Source organism: Aurantimonas aggregata, assembly GCF_010500835.1.
Lineage (GTDB): Bacteria > Pseudomonadota > Alphaproteobacteria > Rhizobiales > Rhizobiaceae > Aurantimonas > Aurantimonas aggregata.
Genome location: NZ_JAAAMJ010000005.1, coordinates 15,186 through 33,487, shown reverse-complemented (window position 1 = coordinate 33,487; position 18,302 = coordinate 15,186). Strand labels below are relative to the sequence as shown.

Here is an 18,302-nt window from a genome sequence, read left to right as displayed (position 1 = left end):
TCGTCAGGCGAGACGATCACGACCCTGCCACGGGCTTTTCCACAGCGAAAGTCTGGCGGCGACATGATCATGTCGCCATCCCGCGTTCCGCTCGTTGCTGCCGGACTGGCTCGCGCGCAAGCCCTGGCCAAGCCCGGCGGGGTAGAAATTAGCTGGCTGCGCATTCGCGAGAACGGCCCGGCGGGGCCAGGGCGCATGCCTGGATACGGGGAGACGGCGATGTTTCAGCGCGCACCCAAGCGGCTCGACGAGGAAGGCATGGTCTGTGCGGCGATCGCCGCACTCTTCGAGGAGGGTTACGACCGTGCCACGATCGAACTCGCCTTGATCCGGCAGGCGCCGGTGGACCTCGATCTTTTGGCGCAATGCTACGAGCGGCTCTTCGCCGGCCAAGCGGCACAAGAACACCAGCACCGGGCTGCCTGACCGCCAAACCGGCAGGCCGACTCGCTACAGCATGTCGGACTGCAGCCCATCCTTGCCGACCGGCGTCACCATCGCCGCCATCAGGCCGCGCATCGTCAGCGTGCCGAGCGGCTTTCCCGCCTGGTCCTCCACCCGGGCGTTGATGCCGCCATGCGCGCTCATCCGCCGCGCCGCCTCCTCGAGGATCGTCCCCTTGCGGATCGACAGGCTTCCGTCTTCCAGCGGGGCGCCGTCCGCCGGCAGCTTCTCCATCACCGTCTCGACCTGGATCACCCGGCCGCGATTCACCTCGCGCACGAAGGACGAGATGTAGTCGTCGGCGGGGTTCAGGACGATCTCCTGGCCCGTCCCCTGCTGGACGATCTCACCGTCCCTGAGGATGGCGATACGATCGCCCAGCCGCAGCGCCTCGTCGAGATCATGGGTGATGAAGACGATGGTCTTCTTGAGTTCCTGCTGCAGATCCAGGAGCACCATCTGCATGTCGGTGCGGATCAGCGGGTCGAGCGCCGAGAACGCCTCGTCCATCAGGAGCACGTCGGCATCCGTGGCCAGCGCCCTGGCAAGACCGACGCGTTGCTGCATCCCGCCGGACAGCTGCGCGGGATAATTGTCCTCGTAGCCCTTCAGTCCGACGCGGTCGATCCAGCGCGTCGCGCCGGCGCGCTGCTCGGCGGCGGATTTGCCCATCACTTTCAAGCCGTAGGCGACGTTGTCGATCACCGTCTTGTGCGGCAACAGCCCGAAGCGCTGGAATACCATGGAAATCTCGTGCCGGCGCAGTTCGCGCAGCCGGCGCGTCGACATCGCCACGACATCCTCGCCGCCGATCAGGACTTCGCCCGCCGAGGGCTCGATCAGCCGGTTGATGTGGCGGATCAGCGTCGACTTGCCGGAGCCGGACAGGCCCATCACCACCTGGATGGCACCGGCCGGCATGTCGATGTTGATGTCCTTGAGCCCGAGCACATGCGAGTGCTCGTTCAGGAGTTCTGTCTTCGTCATGCCGTCCCGGACCTTGGCGACCAGCGCTTTGTCGTCGGGCCCGAAGATCTTGTAGAGATTGCGGATCTGGATGGCGACCTCAGCCATGTGCGGCCTCCCGGTGACGCTGGAGACGCTTGCCGTAGGCCTGGCTGGCGCGGTCGAAGATGATGGCGATGGCGACGATTGCGAGACCGTTCAGAACGCCTTGGGTGAAATACTGGTTGGTGATCGCCTGCAGCACCGGCTGGCCGAGACCGCGCACGCCGATCAGCGAGGCGACGACGACCATGGCCAGCGCCATCATGATGGTCTGGTTGATGCCGGCCATGATGGTCGGCAGCGCCAGCGGCAGCTGCACCTGGAGGAGGCGCTGCCAGGTCGACGAGCCGAAGGCGTTGGCCGCTTCCAGCACTTCCTTGTCGACCAGCCGGATCCCCAGATTGGTCAGCCGGATGATTGGCGGCATCGCGTAGATCACCACGACGATCAGACCTGGGATCAGGCCAATGCCGAGCAGCATGACGATCGGGATCAGATAGACGAAGGACGGCATCGTCTGCATCACGTCGAGGACCGGGTTGATCACCGCCTGCACGCGGTTCGAGCGCGACATCAGGATGCCGATCGGCAGGCCGACGACGATCGACATCAAAGTGCAGACGACGATGATCGACAGCGTCCGCATCGTGTCCTCCCACATCCCGAACACGCCGATCAGGGTGAGGGCGATGGCGCTACCGATGGTGATTTTGGACGAGCGGCTGGCGAGCCAGACGATCAGAACGATGACGCCGAGGACGATGAACCAGGGCGTGCCGAGCAGGAGCCGCTCGAACCACAGCAAGAAGTCGAGCAAGGGACGGAACATTGCCTCGATCGTATCGCCATAGGCGCGCGAGAAGGCGCGGTAGTGCTGGTCGATGGTGCGGGACATCAGCCGCAGGTCACGGCCTGCGATCTGGGGGAATTCGGTCAGCCAGTCCAAGCGACAGGGCTCCTTATCGTCGGTCGAGCGGGGTTCGCACAAGAAGGGAGCTCAAGCCGCGTTGCTGGCCGGCGCCGACAGTCCCGACGCATGCTCCTCGAATGCAAACGGCCGCGGCGACGCCGCGGCCGTGATGGAGATCTCGGCCGGGCACGGTGTCCGCCCATGCGACCTGCGGTCGCGCCGGGCCGACACCGTTGCCGGTCACGGCCGTATCAGAGGGCAGCCTTGATCTTTTCGGCGGTCTCGGGCGAAACCCAGTCAGACCAGACTGACTCGTTGTTCTCGAGGAAGTACAGCGCGGTGTCTTCGCCGGTGGCCTGGTTGTCTTCCTTCCAGGCCAGCAGCTTGTTGACGGTCTCGTTGCTCCAGGAGCGGTTCTCGAGATATTCGACGATTCCCGGCGACAGTTCGGCGACGCGCGGCGTCACCACCGTGAACACCTCGGACTTGGTCCAGGCGTTGATCTTCGGATCCGGGCAGTCGGCGACCGTGGTGCAGCGCTGCCACTCTTCCGGATCGTGCTCGGCGTCGAAGGCGAGCTTCACCATCGGGTACTTGCCGAGGATGGCGGTCGGCGCCCAGTAATAGCCGAGCCATGGCTCCTTGTTCTCGTAGGCACGAGCAATCGAGCCATCGAGGCCGGCGGCAGAACCGGTGTCGACGAGCACGAAGCCCTTGTCTTCCGCGTCATAGGCCCTGAAGAGATTGGCCGTGGTGATCTGGCAACCCCAGCCCGCCGGGCAGCCATGGACGGCGCCCTTGTTCGGATCCTCGCGCGAGGGGAAAAGGTCCGGATGGGCCAGCGCGTCGCCGACCGTCTTGATCTCGGGATTCGCCTCGGCAAAATACTGAGGGACCCACCAGCCTTCTTCGCCGCCGTCGCTCAGCACCTCTGCCGCGAACTCGATGGTGCCTTCCTCGGCGGCCGCGTCGATCTGCTCGCGGAACTGGTTCACCCACATCTCGGGCGCCACGTCCGGCTCCTGCTTCTCCGTCATCGACGCGAAGGTCGGCATCGTGTCGCCGGGCAACAGGCGGGCCGCGCAGTCGAAGCCCTCGGATATGACAAACCGGTCGATTTCGGCCATGACCTCGGCGGATGCCCAGTTCATGTTGGAAATGGTGATCTCGCAGTTGTCTTGCGCCGATGCCGTGGGTGCAAAGCCAAACAGAGCGGCTGCCAGAAAGGTGGACGTCATAAGTGATTTCATCAGATTTCCTGATCTCGAGTTTCTAGGGACCTCGGCGACAGGAGTTGCCACCGCGCATCGACCGAACCGCCGACGCGAGCCAAAACCTTCGCAACCATCCTAGGAAAGACAGCGCGTTTTCTCGGAACTGAAGGCGAAGGCTAGCCCGTGCCGGCCACGATTCCAACAAATTTCTGCCTGCGGCGCACGGTCGAGCTGGGACGGAGCAGTCTCCGGACCCGGCGAGAACAGCCAGCGCGCTGAGGTGCAACGGCAGTAGCGCCAAGGACCGTGATGCCTGTCGCCAAAGGGATTAAAGGGCCAAATAATTCCGTGCCGTGGACACGAGGACGCCTCGCGGAGCGGCACCTGACACGGCGATCGGGTCGCGCGACTTTTTCTCGCGGGTCCGGCCGAGCTAACGGCTCGGTAACGGGTTGCGGCTAAGAATCGAGGCACGGCAGGAAGGCGAGACCGGATCAGGTCGTGCGTACCGGACCTCCTTCCTGCCGTCCTATCTCTCGTCATTCGATACTGCGTCAACGCCGGTCGGCGCCCTCGGCGCGCTGCGATCAGCGCAGCTAAGCAGATGCGTTACGGGAGCACTTCGGCGACCTGTTCGGGTCGGAAGGGTTTCGACACCTTCGGCACCGAGCCGAAGAGCGCCGGCAATTCATTGACGCCGCTGGAGACGAAGCAGAACGGCACGCGATCCTGCAGCAGGCGCTGCGCCACCGGCAGGGAGGTCTCGCCCTTCGTGCCCAGCGTGATGTCCAGCAACGCGAAGTCGATTCCGGCATCCAGCCAGGGAAGCGCCGTTGCGATCGAATCCGCTACCAGGACCTGCGCCGCACGGATTTGGCTCAGCACGATCTCTTCCAGATCGATGGCGATGATCGGCTCGTCTTCGACGATCAGAATTTTCATGACCGGACCCTTCGATTTTCGGGTCAATGCGCGCTGCGCGTTCGCGGTTGCAGAAAACGCGAGATTTCAATGATTTATCTGAACAAAAGACTAACCATGGCGTCGTCGGATGGTTGGTGAAGACAACCAAATACGAGACAAGGACGCTGTTGCCTGGCGGTGAATTGGCTGTTGCGGCTCGTCTGTCGTCACGACAGAGCGACGGATGGGAACGGCTAGCTGGCCTTGGCGCTGCGCGCCGGCCGTGCGTCCTCTGGCTCGCCCATCCGGAAGCGGGTGAGGATTTCCGAAGCGACACGCTCTGCCGGCATCGGCTTGCCGAAGAGATAGCCTTGAAGCTGGTCGCAGCCGAGGCGCTTCATCAGGTCGACCTGGGCCTCGGTCTCGATGCCCTCGGTGGTCACCTTCATCTGCATCGTATGGGCCATGGCGACGATCGTCTCGAGGATCTGCGGCACGTTGGGCTCGCCATTCGTCAGCGCCACCATGAACGACTGGTCGATCTTCAACTTGTCGAAGGGGAACCGCCAGAGATAGCTCAGCGACGAGTAGCCGGTTCCGAAATCGTCCATGTCGATGGATATGCCGAGGGCCTTCAGCTGCCCGAGCTGTTCGAGCACATCCTCCGAGCGCTCCAGCAGCAGCGACTCCACCACCTCGATTTCGAGGCGGCGGCCCGGGATGCCGGCTTCCTGCAGGGTCGACTGGACGATCTCGACGAGGTCGCCGTCGCGAAACTGCACGGCGCTGAGGTTGACCGAGACGAACAGCGGCTCCGGCCACAGGGCGATCTGGCGCGCGGCTTCCTTGATGACCCAGCTGCCGATCGCCTTGATGTAGCCGCGCGTCTCGGCGATCGGGACGAACAAAGTCGGCGAGATGTAGCCGCCCTGCGCGTCGCCCAGCCGGATCAGCGCTTCGAAGCCAAGCAGCTTCGAGCCATCGCCATTGACGATCGGCTGGTAGAACAACTCGAAACTGTCCTTCTCGACCGCTTCGCGCACCAGCGCCTCGATCTGGCGGCGGCGGGCCATCTCGTCGTCCATGGACGGATCGAAGAAGACCAGGCTCCGGCCCTTGTCCGGCTTGTGGTGGAGATGCGCGATTTCCGCGTGCTTGACGATCTCGGAATGGATTCGCCCGTCTTGTGGGGCGAGGGCGCAGCCGATCGAAATGCGCGGCAGAACTGTCTGTCCGCCCAGTTGTACCGGCTCGCAGACGGTATCGGTCAGGCGCCGCGCGAAGCTCGCGATCGCGGCGGCGTCGCTGCAGCGGCGGTGCAGAACGGCAAAATCGTCGGCGCCGATGCGCGCAACGAGGTCGCCATCGTCTACCGCGGCGGCAAGGCGGGTGGCGACGGTACGCAGGAGTTCGTCGCCGCAGCCCTGGCCGAGACTGTTGTTGATCTCCGAGAGCTCGTCGAGATCGATGTAGAGATACGCCACCCGCTCGCGGGTCGCGCGGGCCGTCGCCATCACCCGGTCGGTCTCCTCCTGCATCCGGCGGCGGTTGAGGAGGTGGGTGAGGGCGTCATGATTGGCGAGAAACTGGATCCGCTCGTCGGCCTCGGAAATCTTCCACTTGCGACGCAGATACAGCAGGAAAGGAACGCCTGTCGCCAGACATAGGACAAAGGCGACCAGAGCCGAGGTGCGGCCGAGCGTGCCGGCATAGGCGGCACGGCTCTCTCCCATGTCGGCGACGACGGAGACGTAGCCGATCGTCGTATCGCCCCGGATCAACGGCGCGACGACGGACGAGTTGGCCCGGCCCTCGTCATGCACCACCTGCCATTCGCCAGGTCTCTCCAGCAACGCGGGAGACAGGCGGTCGCCGGAGCGGATGCCGCCGGGCCGATCGCGCAGGAGCCACTCGTAGCGGTCGGACCGGGAGCGGAAGACTTCCTCTCCCTGTCGGCTGAAGATCGCGAAGCTTTCGATGTCGGCGAGGCTTGCGACCTTGCGGATCGTCGCCTCGGCGTCCGGATCGCGGGCGATGCCTGTCAGGAAGGCGTCGACCTGCCCTTGCGAGCCGAGAAGCAGACGCGTGAAATTGGCGCCGCGCGCGCGCATTTCCGCTTCGACGAGCTCCCCGACCGACGCGCTGCCCAGCCACAGAATGCTCATGATCACGAAGCCGGTAATCGCGACGCCGCCGCAGACTGTTGCCCAGTATCGCCTGATTGTGTTGAGCAGCATTGCCCTCGTCGCACTGTTGCGTGTTGCGACGCTACGCGGAGAAGGTAAACATTCCTTCGGCTCCGGGTTGCAGAACGGTCAGATCACCAAGCGGGTCCGGCGCACGTCTGGTACTGCGCATGTCCCGGTGCGGTGGCGACAGGCGACTCCCCGACTCCCCGCGTCCTCTCAGGACTTCGACAGCAAATCGGCGAAGCGCTCGCGCAGGACGTTCTTCTGCACTTTGCCCATGGTGTTGCGGGGTAGTTCGTCGACGAAGACGATGCGCTTGGGCTGCTTGAAACGCGCCAGCCGCTCTTTCAGCGCAGCGGTCAGTTCTTCCTCGCGCAGTGCGCCCCTGGCGACCACGACACCGACCACGCCCTCGCCGAAGTCGGGATGCGGCACGCCGATGACGGCGCTCTCGACCACGCCGGGCAATTCGTCCAGCGCGAGTTCGACTTCCTTCGGATAGATGTTGAAGCCGCCGGAGATCACCAGATCCTTGCCGCGACCGACGATCGTCACGTAGCCATCGGGATCGACCAGGCCGAGATCGCCGGTGATGAAATAGCCATCGTCGCGAAATTCCGCCGCGGTCTTTTCCGGCATCTGCCAGTAGCCCGAGAAGACGTTCGGGCCCTTGACCTCGATCACCCCGATCTCGCCCTGGGGCAGTTCATTACCGGTTTCGACGTCGACTACGCGAAGCGCGACCCCCGGCAGCGGGAAGCCGACGGTCCCGGCCCGTCGCTCGCCCTCATAAGGGTTGGATGTGCTCATGCTGGTCTCGGTCATGCCGTAGCGTTCGAGGATCCGCTGGCCGGTGCGTGCCTCGAACTCCCGGTGGGTCTCCGCCAGCAGCGGCGCCGATCCCGATACGAACAGCCGCATGTGGGCCGTCGCCTCTCGGGTCAGCCGTTCGTCGGCGAGGAGGCGCGTGTAGAAGGTCGGGACTCCCATCATGGTCGTCGCCTGCGGCAAATAGTGGAAGACCTGCTCGGCATCGAATTTCGGCAGGAAGATCGTCGATGCCCCGACGATCAGGACGGTGTTGGACGCGACGAAAAGGCCATGTGTGTGGAAGATCGGCAGAGCGTGGAGCAGCACGTCGTCCGCCGTGAAGCGCCAGGTGTCGCGCAACACCGCGGCATTCGACAGGAGGTTGTCATGCGTCAGCATGGCGCCCTTGGAGCGGCCGGTCGTCCCCGACGTGTAGAGGATGGCCGCGAGATCGTTGCCGGCCCGCGCGACGCTCTCGAATTTCTCCGGTGCCGCGAGGGCGGCATCGAAGAGCGACCCCGCGGAACGGTCGGCGGACGTCCAGACGCCGAGCGTCTCGAGCCTTGCCCCTGCCTTCTCCGCGAGCGGTGCCAGCCCGTCGCGCGCAGCCGGATTGCAGACGAACACCGCCGGGCGGGCATCATCGAGGAAGTAGGCGATCTCGGAGGTCGTGTAGCCGGTGTTCAACGGCAGGAACACGCCGCCGGCCCGGACCGTGCCGAGATAGAGCATCAAAGCTTCGATAGACTTCTCGACCTGCGCCGCCACGCGGTCGCCAGGCTTCACGCCGAGACCGATCAGGACATTGGCGAAGCGCGCAGAGACCGCTTCCACGTCGCCATAGGTGTAGTTCCGCCCGTCAGGCAGCACGGCAAAGCGCTTCGTCGGATCACGGCGGCCGGCTTCCATCAGGCCATCGAACAGGCGGTTCGTCATGCTACGTCCTTCATTGCACTGCCGCGGCCGGGAAGCAGCGACGTCACCGCCCGGCTCGCCGCGATCTCCGCCTCGCTCGCAAAGGCTTCATGCCGCTGCTCCACCCGCGGAAGATCGTAGAGATAATTGACCATCAGCCCGTGCGCCTGCGCGAGCCCGCCGGCGGAAATGTCGCCGACATGCATGATCCGGTTGAGCATCGCGCCATTGCCTAGATGGAAACGCGCCACCGGATCGACGGGGCGGCCGTCCGGGCGCTTGGCCCGCAGGAAATAGCGTGCTGCCAGCGACAAGAGCCCGGGCCGGGCGGCTTCCACCTTGGCCGGACTGGCTGTCCAGTCGGATTCCCCGACGATCGCGATCGCCTGCTTTTCGTTTGCCTCAAGCTTCTCGATGCCGGCGGGCGACAGCCCCGCGAGCCAGGCCGCGAAGCCCGGAACCGGCGACAGCGTCACGAAGGTCTTGAGGCTCGGGACGGTTTCCTTGAGGTCCTCGGCGACCTGCTTGATCAGGAAGGAGCCGAAGCTGACGCCGGCAAGACCCGCGTGGCAGTTCGAGATCGAATAGAACACCGCCGTCTGTGCCGCGTCGGGCGCGAGGACCGGCCGTGCGGGATCGAGAACCGAGGCGATCGACGCCGGGATCTCGGCCGTGAGTGCCACCTCGACGAAGATCAGCGGGTCGTCCGGGATCGAGGGGTGGAAGAAGGCGAAGCACCGGCGATCGGCCGGGGCCAGCCGCTGGCGGAGCTCTTCCCATGTGGCAATGGCGTGCACCGCCTCGTAGCGGATGATCTTTTCGAGGATGCTGGCGGGCGTGTTCCAGTCGATCGGCCGCATCAAGAGGAAGCCGCGGTTGAACCAGGACTGGAACAGATGCCGCAGATCGTCCTCGACCGGGCCGAGCCGTTCGCGGTCGCGCCGCAGGAACGGCAGCAGCCGCTCGCGCAGCCGGACGATCTCCGCGGTGCCACCGGGAGCAAGGTTCAGGCGCCGGAAAAGCTCCTGCCGCGGTGGTTCCGCGATACGCTGGAGCGTCGACAGGGTTGCCGGGCCAGGCGAACTGGCAAAGGCTTCCGCGGCATCGCGCAATGCTGCCTCGTCCGGCCCGAATTCTTCCGCCAGGATCGCGAACAACCGTTCCGCCTCGGCGTCGTCGAGGGCGCGGACGCCCTTGAGGATATCGGCGGCCAGCCGGACACCCGACGCCTCGCCGCGCGAGGAGACCAACCGGTGGCAGAGACCGGCGAGCTCCGGCAGCGCGATGCGGCGCGTCGCGTCGTCGCCGAGGAACCAGGACCGGGCCCCGATCGACGAGAGAAGGTCGGAGAGCAGCGAAACCCGGCTCATTACGAAGGGCCCATCACGAGGTTCGGCAGGAAGAGCGCGATGTCGGGAAACAAGCACAGAAGCACGATGCCAAACACCATGCATCCGACATAGGGCAGGGAGCCCCGCAGGATCTGGCCGAGTGAGATATCCGGCGCGATGCCGTTGATGACGTAGAGGTTGAGCCCGACCGGCGGGGTGATCAGGCCGATCTCCATGTTGATCGTCAGGATGACCGCGAACCAGTAGGGATCGAACCCGGCGCCCATGATGATCGGCAGCAGGATCGGCGCGGTCATCAGGATCACCGCCACCGGCGGCAGGAAGAACCCTGCTACCAGCAGGAAGAGGTTGATGACCCCCATCAGCACCCAGCGATTGACGTCGAGATCGGCGATGAAGGCGGCGATCGACTGGGTGATGAACAGCGACGACAGGGCGAAGGCAAACAGTTCCGACGCACCGATGATCAGCATGATCATCACGCTTTCCTTCAGCGTGTCGCGGAAGATCCCGCCCATCTGGGAAAACTTCCAGCTCTTCGAGAAGATGCCGTAGATCACCGCGACCAGGATCAGGCAGAACAGCGCGCCGACGCCGGCAGCCTCCGAGGGCGTGGCGATGCCGCCATAGAGCACGAACAGCACGGCGACGATGATCGCCAGGAACGGCAGGACCCGCGGCAGCGCAGCGAACCGCTCGCGCATGGTGAAACGCTGGCTGAGCTCGGTCAGCCCGAGACCTTGGCGACGGCAGGAATAGATCGTCCAGGCCATGAACAGGGCAGTGAGCATGATGCCCGGCCCGACCCCGGCGAGGAACAGCCGTCCGATCGAGGTCTCCGTGGCGATGCCGTAGACGATCATCGTCACCGACGGTGGGATCAGGATGCCAAGCGTGCCACCGGCGGCGATCGAACCGGCGGCGATTTCCGCCGGATAGCCGCGCTGGCGCATCTCGGGGATGCCCATCTTGCCGATCGCCGCACAGGTTGCGGGCGAGGACCCCGAAAGGGCGGAGAAGATCGAGCAGGCGCCGAGATTGGAAAGGACCAGCCCGCCCGGGACGCGGTTGAGCCAGCGGTCCAGTGCCTCGTAGAGGTCCTTGCCGGCGGGCGAGGACGCGACGGCCGCGCCCATCAGGATGAACATCGGCACGGCGACGAGGCCGAAGGAGGCGAGGCCCCCGAGGAACTGCTCGCCGATTGTTTCCAGGAAGAACGGCCCGTAGACGACGAACAACGCGCCCATCGAGACGAGGCCGAGGGAGAAGGCGACGGGCGTGCCGATGGCGAGCAGCACCATCAGCCCCGCGAGCATGGCAAGGCCGGAAACGGTCGGGCTCATGTCACGCTCCCTTGGCGATGTCTGAGAACAGCGCTTCCTTCGCGCCGAGTGCAGCATCGGGGCCGTCGAGCCAGAGGCGCGCCAACTCGGCGACGTACTGCACCAGCAGCCAGACCATCCCGATTAGCATCGGCAGGACGGGAATCCAGAGCGGCAGCGCCCAGACCGTCTCGGTCGTCCAGCCGTTCACCCAGGCTTCCTCGAAATGATACCAGGCGGCGTAGGCCAGCAGCCCGACGAAGACCATCGAGGCTAGGCCCGACAGCATCTGCAGGACGAGTCGAACGCGCTGTCCGACCGCCATCTGCAGGAGGTCGACATTGACGTGGCCACGCTCGATCAGCACCCAAGGGGCGCCCAGGAACGTCGCGGCGACGATGGCGTAGATCGTGTATTCGGTCTGCCAGACGGTGGACTGGACGAGCACGTAGCGCACGAAGACCATCTGAGTGACCGAGAGGATCGCGGTGAACAGCAAAATGCCCGCGATGAGGCCGAGAAACCGCGAAATGGCGGAAACGGCGGCGATGAAGGACCGCATGTCAGGTACCAGGCAAGAGGCGAGGGGCGGGGACCGACGATACGGCCCCCGCGAACATGTCCGTTGCGGGACGGCCGATCACTCGACGGCGAGCGCGTCGTCGATCAGCTTCTGGCCGTTCGGCACCTTCTCGGCGAACTCCTTGTAGGAGGTCTCCTGGGCGACGGCGAGCCAGGCGTCGTAGTCTTCCTTGGACATCTCGACCACCTCGACGCCGGCCTCCTTGTAGGCTTCGATGAGCTTTTCATCGAGCTTCGGTGCTTCCTCGGCGAAATACGCCTCGGCCTTCTCGCCGGCAGCGACAAGCGCGTCCTGCTGCTCCTTGGTCAGGCGCTCGAAGGAGCGCTTCGACATGATCACCGGCTCGTACATGAACCAGAGCGCGTTCTCGCCGGGCGCCGTGAGGCACGTGGCCACTTCATAGATGCGGAACGAGACCAGCGAGCCGGACGACGTACTGGCACCCTGCAGGACGTTCTGCTGCATGCCGGTATAGATCTCGGACGACGGCATCGAGGAGATCGATGCGCCGGCGCCGACAAGCATGTGCTCGAAGGCCGGGCCGGCGGCGCGCAGCGTCTGCCCCTTGGCACTCTCGGGGGTGGTGATGCAGTTCTTCGACGACACGAAGCCGCCGGCGAGCCATGCGTCGGAAAGAACCATGGCGCCGGCCTTGTCGATGGATTCCTTGATCGAATCCATGAACGGCGAATCGTTGAGGCGAGCAGCGCGCTCGTGATTGCCGACGAGGCCCGGCATCAGCGTCGCGGAGAATTCCGGATGGCGGCCCGAGGCATAGTCGAGCGGAAAGGCGGTGATGTCGACCTGGCCCTTGGTGACGGCGCCCCACTGGTCGCTCGCCTTGAACAGCGACTCGCCCGGGAACACCTGCATCGTCAGCCCCACATTGGCCGCCTCGATGTCGCGCGCGATCATCTGGACCATCTCGTCGCGGACGTCGCCCTTGCCGCCCGGGAACTGGTGCGAGGCCCGCAACGTCACGTCCTGGGCGAGCGCGCCGCCAGTGATCGCCAGGGTGCAGACAGCCGAAAGCAGTATCGATTTCATGGTTTTTCCTCCCTTGGAAAGCGCCTCCCAGCGCATTCAGGCGAGCCAATACACTCTTGCATGCCATGTCAACCAGATTGTATACGATTCAGATGACCTCCTCTGATGCCCCGATCACTTCTGTCGCCATCCTTGATGGGTTGTCAGGAAGTGCCCCTGCCTCGTTCGAGGGACGAAAGAGCCAACGGCCTGGAACCCGGCCCCGCGCCAGCGATATTCGCGACGCACTCGAGCAGGAGATCGTCATCGGCGCGCGGGACGCCGGCGAGCGTCTCGACGAGTCCGGGCTTGCCAAACGCTTCGGGGTGTCACGGACCCCGATCCGCGAAGCTATCAATCAGCTGGCCTCGGCTGGCCTGATCGAGCAGATTCCCAATCGCGGCGCCTTCATCCGGCATATCGGTCTTGCCGAGCTGGTGGAGATGTTCGAGGTGATGGCCGAGCTGGAAGGCATGGCGGGCCGGCTGGCTGCCCGCAGGGCTGAGCGGGCTGCGCTTGATGCGCTCCTGACGGCTCTCGATGCCTGCGAACAGGCAGCGCAGCTGCGCGATCCGGATGCCTATTACTACGAGAACGAGCGCTTCCATCATTCAGTCTACGACGCTTGCGGCAACGCGTTCCTCGCGGCCGAGGCACGGCGGCTGCATCATCGGCTGAAAGCGCATCGGCGCCTCCAGCTGCGGGTGCCGCAACGGATGCGCCAGTCGCTGGCCGAGCATGGCCGGATCGTCGCGGCGATCGTGGCGGGTGATGGGGAAGCGGCAGAGCGGGAACTGCGCGATCACATCGCCGTTCAGGGCGAGCGCTTCGCCGATCTCGTGGCCGGCGTAGCCGAGCGCGACGGCCCGCGGCGTGGGTGAGGAGCGCATTCAGCCAGAGCGCCCACGAAACGAAAAAAGCCAGGAGGCGGAACCCCCTGGCTTTTCAGCATGTCACCACCTGATGAAATCCAGCGGCGACAGAGCCGTCAGCTGTTCAACGCTTCGAGCTTGTTGATGTATTCCTTCGGAAACAGCATCGAATTCGGAGTCTGCAGGCCAAGGTGCTTGGCGATATCGCCGACATAGGCGCTGCAATTGTAGAGGACCGCATGCCAGACCGGGCTGCTGCCCTGCTTCTTGCGGATGAACGCCACGAGATCGCGGTACTGCGCCTCGGTCAGATCGATCCGGTAGCGGGCCGTCATGTAGGCGTTCTCGGTATCGCCGTCGCTCGGTCCGGTCTCGGACGGGACGGGCAGCACGTGGCCGATCGTGTAGGGCACGTTGCTGGTCGAGGCCGGATGGAGCCCCGTGACCTCGGTCATGCTCGGGATCAGCACGCCATTGGCGTCGGTCGGGACGCGGCCGTTCTCGTCGAGCACGCCGAACACCGCGAAGGTGTGGCCGTAGCTCATGGCGGAACGGGCACGAAACTCTACGAAATAGGGCTTGGCTTGTTGCGCATAGGCTCCCGTCGCGTAATCGGTCGGCGCGAAGGCTGCCGGCGTCGCGAGGGTGGAGGCCGAAGCAATCGGCGCCCCCGACATCGTCGTGTCCGACGCGATCGACGTGCAGCCGGCAAGGGCGATTCCCAGGACAGCCGCGAAGGCCAGCCGGATCAGGGACAGGGACATGATATGCCTCTCAGGAGGGGGAATTAAGTCCCCATCTCGGCAGTGCCGAGTCACGACACCCGACGCGCGTAGGGACGCCGCGGGTCATGGACTTGAAATAAGGCGGTACTTGGGGGAAGCGGAAATTGCCCCCCCCAAGTGACCCAGGGCATTAGCCCTTGGTGACGTACGTCTCTTCGACGACCATCGGCTCTGCGACAGGGGCCTTGCCCTTGCCCTTGCCGATGCCCTTGCCCATGCAGCCGGCGAAGCTTGCGAGAGCGAAGCACGCGACCGATGCGATGATGACTTTCTTCATAGTAGCTACCTATCAGTGCCTGACGGTTGATGCCGCAGTTCAAATTCCCGACGCTGTTTGCGGCCGGTGCGTCGGCAACCTGTTGCTTTTGGGCGATAGCGGCAAGTGCCGAAAAGCCACACTACACCCGGAACGTGGGGGAAGCGTCCCCTCAATCTAAACAAAAGGTTGCGGCCGAATTGGCGGAAACGGGCACGCCCTTGAAATCGCTGTTGTTCGGGCGTCCGGCGCTAAGGCATTTCCCCATCGCCGTGTTATGACCTGAACGCCTCAACCTTCGTTAAATCGTGCAACGTTGCGAGAGAATCCGGCTCCCAGAGGCAAGGGACCAGTAGAATCAATCGCCTGTCCCGTCACAAAGACGCTCCGGCTACTCCCGGCCCGCTGATCACGAGTCGGGCTTCGCGGATCGCCCTGATGTTCTGCTGGATGATCAGCGGCTGCTCTGCAAAGGAGAAGGCGACGCCGTCAGCGCCCGTCGCGGTCTGGAAAGCCTGGAGCAACGCATCGCGCGTCGTGGCACAGTTTCCGTAGGCAATCGCTGCGGCCACATCCTCGGCGACCGGATTGACCGCCTCCTTCACCGATTCGTCGTAATTGCAGAACGCATCGGCCCGCAGCGCCTGGTCGAGGTCGGCGGAAACGAACCCGTATTGCTGCTGAATCTGGGCTTTGCGGGAATTGTAGTTGTTCAGGTAGGTCTTGCGCATTGCCAGCCGACACTGCGCGTAAACGAGCTCGCCCGGCGTGATCAGCAAGCTTCGGCAATGCGCGTCGTCTTCCGCCTCTGTCAGCCGCAAGGCGTCTTCCAGATCGTTTCCACCGGTAACGCATCCCGACAGGATGAGACTGACAGCCAGGGTCGCGGCGATGCGCATGATAGTGCCTTTCAAGTGCCCTCCGCGCGACAGGTCGCGCCGGAAAGGTCTGGTCTCACGCCGAGGCGAAAATTAGGGCCCGCCGGCATTCGCCGGTGCAGAAGAAAGTCCACAGAAGGCCAGCGCGTTCCGTTGCGGGACTATCGCGCGCGAAACAAGCCTCAGAGGCGAGGATTCAGGCGAAGGTGTGGCGCATGGGTTGCGCGGGCCGTCCGCTGCAGGCAGCGTGTGTGGGCCACTGAGCACCCTGCTACTGGGGCTGGACCTGTTTCCGCACTTCGTCGCGCAGGCCGTCCGTCAGGCTTTTTGCCGCACAGGTCCGCGTCGGGCTGATCACTTCCTGCTGCTCGAGATCCTCGCCGGAGACCGGGCATACGTCGGCAGCCAGGGCCGCCGGCACTGCGACGGTGAGCGGGACATCGGCGATGCCCACGGAGAGATCTTTGGCCAGCGCCGTCTTCACGCCCCAGTCGCCGAGCGACACCTCAACAAGTCCCGCAGGGTTTTCGACGTCTGCGCCACGCTCAGCCACCTGGGCGAGACCGCCGAGAGTCGTGGCAAGCAGCATGGCAAAGCTCGTCCCGAGCAGTCGGTTTAGCTGACGCTTAGACGCGCTCATGATGTTCTCCGGTACTGGCATCTGGTGATAAGGAGCGGGATGCCGCATCCGTTCCCGATGGATCGCTATGCAGCAGTCGGTTCCCAAATACCGGCAGGAGGTCGTTAGCCTTTACATAGCCGGTCGCCCGACAACCATAACAGACTTGGAGAGTCCCGCCACCTTGTCGATCCGAAGGTCGGCGTCCGGGAACAGCGTCGCCATCTTAGTCGGGTCGAGCAGCCGGATCTCGCGGACGTTCCTCCACGCTTCCTGCTGCGTCTTCGAGCGCGGAAAGAACCCGAGGTTAAAGCGGCGGCCGCGAAAAGGCCGGGGTCGCAGGCGTCACCCTCGATGCTGGAGAACTTCGGATCGCCCGGTGTCGGCGGTGCCTGTCGAGATGTTCGGCGCCGATATTCCTCGGCAAGCGGTCCGGAATTCCGTGCCGGCAAATCCTCATGGCTGCCATGTCGTTGTGCAGTGCAGCAATCGGACATAGCTTGTGCTGCGGGAGGTCCACGCAGGATCTTAGGAACCACACCATGAAGACCATTCTTGCAGCAGTCCTGGCGACCATCGTCGCGACCAGCGCCGGCGCCGGCGAACTCAAGCCGCTTGCCGGCACCGGCATCGCCGTTGGCGGCGTAATCGGCGCTGCCTATTACACGGTCGAGCCCGACGGCTTCCGTGTCGTCGCGACGATTGCCCATGGAGAGAGCGGCGAGCCGATCCGTGTCGTCTCCACTTTGGCCGACGGGCAGAGCGTGACGATCGCGGTGCCGGCCTCGCTTGGCGAGCACACGAACGACGTCGTCATCGCCCGGACCGGCGATCGCGTCGAGGTAACACACCGCCCGGTGCCCGATCTTCGGGCGGACGTTTCGTTCGACTGACATCAAGGGACGCCGGGCGGAATGTTCGGCCCGGCGTCTGCTACGCGTGCTTTCTCCATGGCGCGATCGGTGCCATCGTGGCGCTATGGCGAGACTCGACATCAAAGCTGACGACGCCCTGCTCGTCGTCGACGTCCAGAACGATTTCTGTGCCGGCGGCGCGCTTGCGGTGCCGGACGGGGATGCCGTGGTGCCGCTGATTAACGCGCTGGCACCGTTGTTTCCTGTCGTGGTGGCGACGCAGGACTGGCATACGCCGGGCCACGCCTCGTTCGCGTCCACGCATTCCAGAGATCCGTTCGAGACGATCGACCTTCATTACGGGCAACAGGTCCTGTGGCCGGACCATTGCGTCAGGGACACGAGCGGCGCGGCGCTTCACCCGGAACTTGTCCTTCCGGATGCGCAGATGATCCTGCGCAAGGGGCATCATGCCGGCGTCGACAGCTACTCGGCCTTCCAGGAGGCGGATCGCCTGACGCCGACCGGCCTTGCCGGCTATCTGCGCGAGCGCGGCATCGCGCGGATCTTCGTCGCCGGCCTCGCCACCGATTTCTGCGTTGCCTGGACGGCGCTCGACGGGCGCGCCGCCGGGTTCGAGGTGGTCGTCGTCGAGGATGCCTGCCGCGCCATCGACCTCGAGGGGTCGCTGGATCGCGCGTGGCGGGAAATGGGGGACGCCGGTGTCTTGCGGAAGGACACCGAAGCGCTCCTCGCACCCGCGCAGCGCTGACCGGTAGCGGGATAGTCCGAGCGATCCCCGGCCTCGCGCCGGGCGAGGTGCCTGCCTATATGAGCGCCAAGCGGCCCTTCGCCGCGACATCGGCGCGCCCTGCCTCCAGCGAGCCGCGTGCCGACCGTCTTTCCACCGCGCCGCCAGGGTGTGGGTGTTCCAGCCAGGAGCCGAGCATGGATGCCAAGACCTACCCCTTCACCCGCACCGACGCCGAGTGGCGTGCCGCACTGACGCCCGAGCAGTATGCCGTGATGCGCGGCCACGGCACCGAGCGCCCGGGGTCTTGCGCGCTGCTGCACGAGAAACGTCCGGGCATGTTCACCTGCGCCGGTTGCGGCCAGCCGCTCTTTGTCGGGGGTCGCAAGTTCGAGAGCGGCACCGGCTGGCCGAGCTTCGACACGCCGGTCGACGGCGCCGTCGAGACCACCGAGGACCGCAGCCACGGCATGGTCCGCACCGAATGCCATTGCAGCCGCTGCGGCAGCCACCTGGGCCACGTCTTTCCCGACGGCCCGCCGCCGACGGGTCTGCGCTACTGCATCAACGGCGTGGCGATGGACTTCGAGCCCGACCAGGGCTGAGATGTG

19 protein-coding genes are annotated in these 18,302 nt (G+C 64.9%); 5 read left to right on the top strand and 14 right to left on the bottom strand.

The features are described 5' to 3' along the window. Positions 1 to 63 precede the first annotated feature (63 nt). Positions 64 to 426: a hypothetical protein gene (locus tag GTW51_RS09130; protein ID WP_163043615.1), complete on the top strand. Its 363-nt coding sequence runs from the start codon at positions 64 to 66 to the stop codon at positions 424 to 426. Positions 427 to 450: 24 nt separating this feature from the next. On the opposite strand, the gene GTW51_RS09125 is transcribed toward GTW51_RS09130, so the two are convergent. The 10 genes from GTW51_RS09125 to dctP all read right to left on the bottom strand — a co-directional run bounded on the left by GTW51_RS09125 (position 451) and on the right by dctP (position 12,697). After that, entirely contained in the window at positions 451 to 1,518 is a 1,068-nt protein-coding gene (locus GTW51_RS09125; RefSeq protein WP_163043614.1) for a quaternary amine ABC transporter ATP-binding protein, read from the bottom strand. Next, positions 1,511 to 2,398, bottom strand: coding sequence for an ABC transporter permease (locus tag GTW51_RS09120; protein ID WP_203565988.1), 888 nt, complete (start codon positions 2,396 to 2,398; stop codon positions 1,511 to 1,513). Before GTW51_RS09120 ends, GTW51_RS09125 begins: the two co-directional genes overlap by 8 nt. Positions 2,399 to 2,613: 215 nt before the next feature. Further along, complete coding sequence (locus tag GTW51_RS09115; RefSeq protein ID WP_163043613.1) at positions 2,614 to 3,612, bottom strand: ABC transporter substrate-binding protein; 999 nt, start codon at positions 3,610 to 3,612, stop codon at positions 2,614 to 2,616. 573 nt (positions 3,613 to 4,185) lie between these two features. Next, on the bottom strand, positions 4,186 to 4,518 hold the full coding sequence (locus tag GTW51_RS09110; RefSeq protein WP_163043612.1) for a response regulator: 333 nt from the start codon (positions 4,516 to 4,518) through the stop codon (positions 4,186 to 4,188). Between the two features lie 215 nt (positions 4,519 to 4,733). Next, positions 4,734 to 6,716 carry a putative bifunctional diguanylate cyclase/phosphodiesterase gene (locus GTW51_RS09105; protein WP_246232853.1) on the bottom strand — a complete coding sequence of 661 codons (1,983 nt, stop codon included), beginning with the start codon at positions 6,714 to 6,716 and terminating at the stop codon, positions 4,734 to 4,736. Positions 6,717 to 6,884: 168 nt separating this feature from the next. Then, complete coding sequence (locus GTW51_RS09100) at positions 6,885 to 8,414, bottom strand: malonate--CoA ligase (RefSeq protein WP_163043611.1); 1,530 nt, start codon at positions 8,412 to 8,414, stop codon at positions 6,885 to 6,887. Then, a complete protein-coding gene (locus tag GTW51_RS09095) occupies positions 8,411 to 9,763 on the bottom strand; it encodes a malonyl-CoA decarboxylase (RefSeq protein ID WP_163043610.1) in 1,353 nt (450 codons plus the stop codon). The genes GTW51_RS09100 and GTW51_RS09095 overlap by 4 nt, the downstream gene beginning before the upstream one ends. After that, on the bottom strand, positions 9,763 to 11,088 hold the full coding sequence (locus GTW51_RS09090) for a TRAP transporter large permease (protein ID WP_163043609.1): 1,326 nt from the start codon (positions 11,086 to 11,088) through the stop codon (positions 9,763 to 9,765). Before GTW51_RS09090 ends, GTW51_RS09095 begins: the two co-directional genes overlap by 1 nt. Before the next feature lies 1 nt (position 11,089). Continuing rightward, positions 11,090 to 11,629: a TRAP transporter small permease subunit gene (locus GTW51_RS09085; protein WP_163043608.1), complete on the bottom strand. Its 540-nt coding sequence runs from the start codon at positions 11,627 to 11,629 to the stop codon at positions 11,090 to 11,092. 78 nt (positions 11,630 to 11,707) lie between these two features. Further along, entirely contained in the window at positions 11,708 to 12,697 is a 990-nt protein-coding gene (gene dctP, locus GTW51_RS09080; RefSeq protein WP_163043607.1) for a TRAP transporter substrate-binding protein DctP, read from the bottom strand. A 92-nt stretch (positions 12,698 to 12,789) separates the two neighbouring features. Between dctP and GTW51_RS09075 the strand changes: the two genes are divergently transcribed. Continuing rightward, positions 12,790 to 13,557, top strand: coding sequence for a GntR family transcriptional regulator (locus GTW51_RS09075; RefSeq protein ID WP_163043606.1), 768 nt, complete (start codon positions 12,790 to 12,792; stop codon positions 13,555 to 13,557). A 107-nt stretch (positions 13,558 to 13,664) separates the two neighbouring features. Here the strand turns inward: GTW51_RS09075 and GTW51_RS09070 are convergent, their stop codons facing one another. The 4 genes from GTW51_RS09070 to GTW51_RS09055 all read right to left on the bottom strand — a co-directional run bounded on the left by GTW51_RS09070 (position 13,665) and on the right by GTW51_RS09055 (position 16,107). Then, positions 13,665 to 14,312: a DUF2291 domain-containing protein gene (locus GTW51_RS09070; RefSeq protein WP_163043605.1), complete on the bottom strand. Its 648-nt coding sequence runs from the start codon at positions 14,310 to 14,312 to the stop codon at positions 13,665 to 13,667. A gap of 151 nt (positions 14,313 to 14,463) precedes the next feature. After that, positions 14,464 to 14,610 carry an ABC transporter gene (locus GTW51_RS09065; RefSeq protein WP_163043604.1) on the bottom strand — a complete coding sequence of 49 codons (147 nt, stop codon included), beginning with the start codon at positions 14,608 to 14,610 and terminating at the stop codon, positions 14,464 to 14,466. A 353-nt stretch (positions 14,611 to 14,963) separates the two neighbouring features. Next, positions 14,964 to 15,488, bottom strand: a complete 525-nt coding sequence (locus GTW51_RS09060; RefSeq protein ID WP_163043603.1) for a hypothetical protein — start codon at positions 15,486 to 15,488, stop codon at positions 14,964 to 14,966. Between the two features lie 250 nt (positions 15,489 to 15,738). Continuing rightward, positions 15,739 to 16,107 (bottom strand): hypothetical protein, encoded by a 369-nt coding sequence (locus GTW51_RS09055; protein WP_163043602.1) that lies wholly within the window; start codon positions 16,105 to 16,107, stop codon positions 15,739 to 15,741. A gap of 521 nt (positions 16,108 to 16,628) precedes the next feature. Here GTW51_RS09055 and GTW51_RS09050 point away from each other — a divergent pair. The 3 genes from GTW51_RS09050 to msrB all read left to right on the top strand — a co-directional run bounded on the left by GTW51_RS09050 (position 16,629) and on the right by msrB (position 18,296). Beyond that, complete coding sequence (locus tag GTW51_RS09050; RefSeq protein ID WP_163043601.1) at positions 16,629 to 16,979, top strand: hypothetical protein; 351 nt, start codon at positions 16,629 to 16,631, stop codon at positions 16,977 to 16,979. Positions 16,980 to 17,064: 85 nt separating this feature from the next. Continuing rightward, entirely contained in the window at positions 17,065 to 17,712 is a 648-nt protein-coding gene (pncA, locus tag GTW51_RS09045; RefSeq protein ID WP_163043600.1) for a bifunctional nicotinamidase/pyrazinamidase, read from the top strand. A 176-nt stretch (positions 17,713 to 17,888) separates the two neighbouring features. Beyond that, a complete protein-coding gene (gene msrB / locus GTW51_RS09040; RefSeq protein ID WP_163043599.1) occupies positions 17,889 to 18,296 on the top strand; it encodes a peptide-methionine (R)-S-oxide reductase MsrB in 408 nt (135 codons plus the stop codon). Positions 18,297 to 18,302 lie beyond the last annotated feature (6 nt).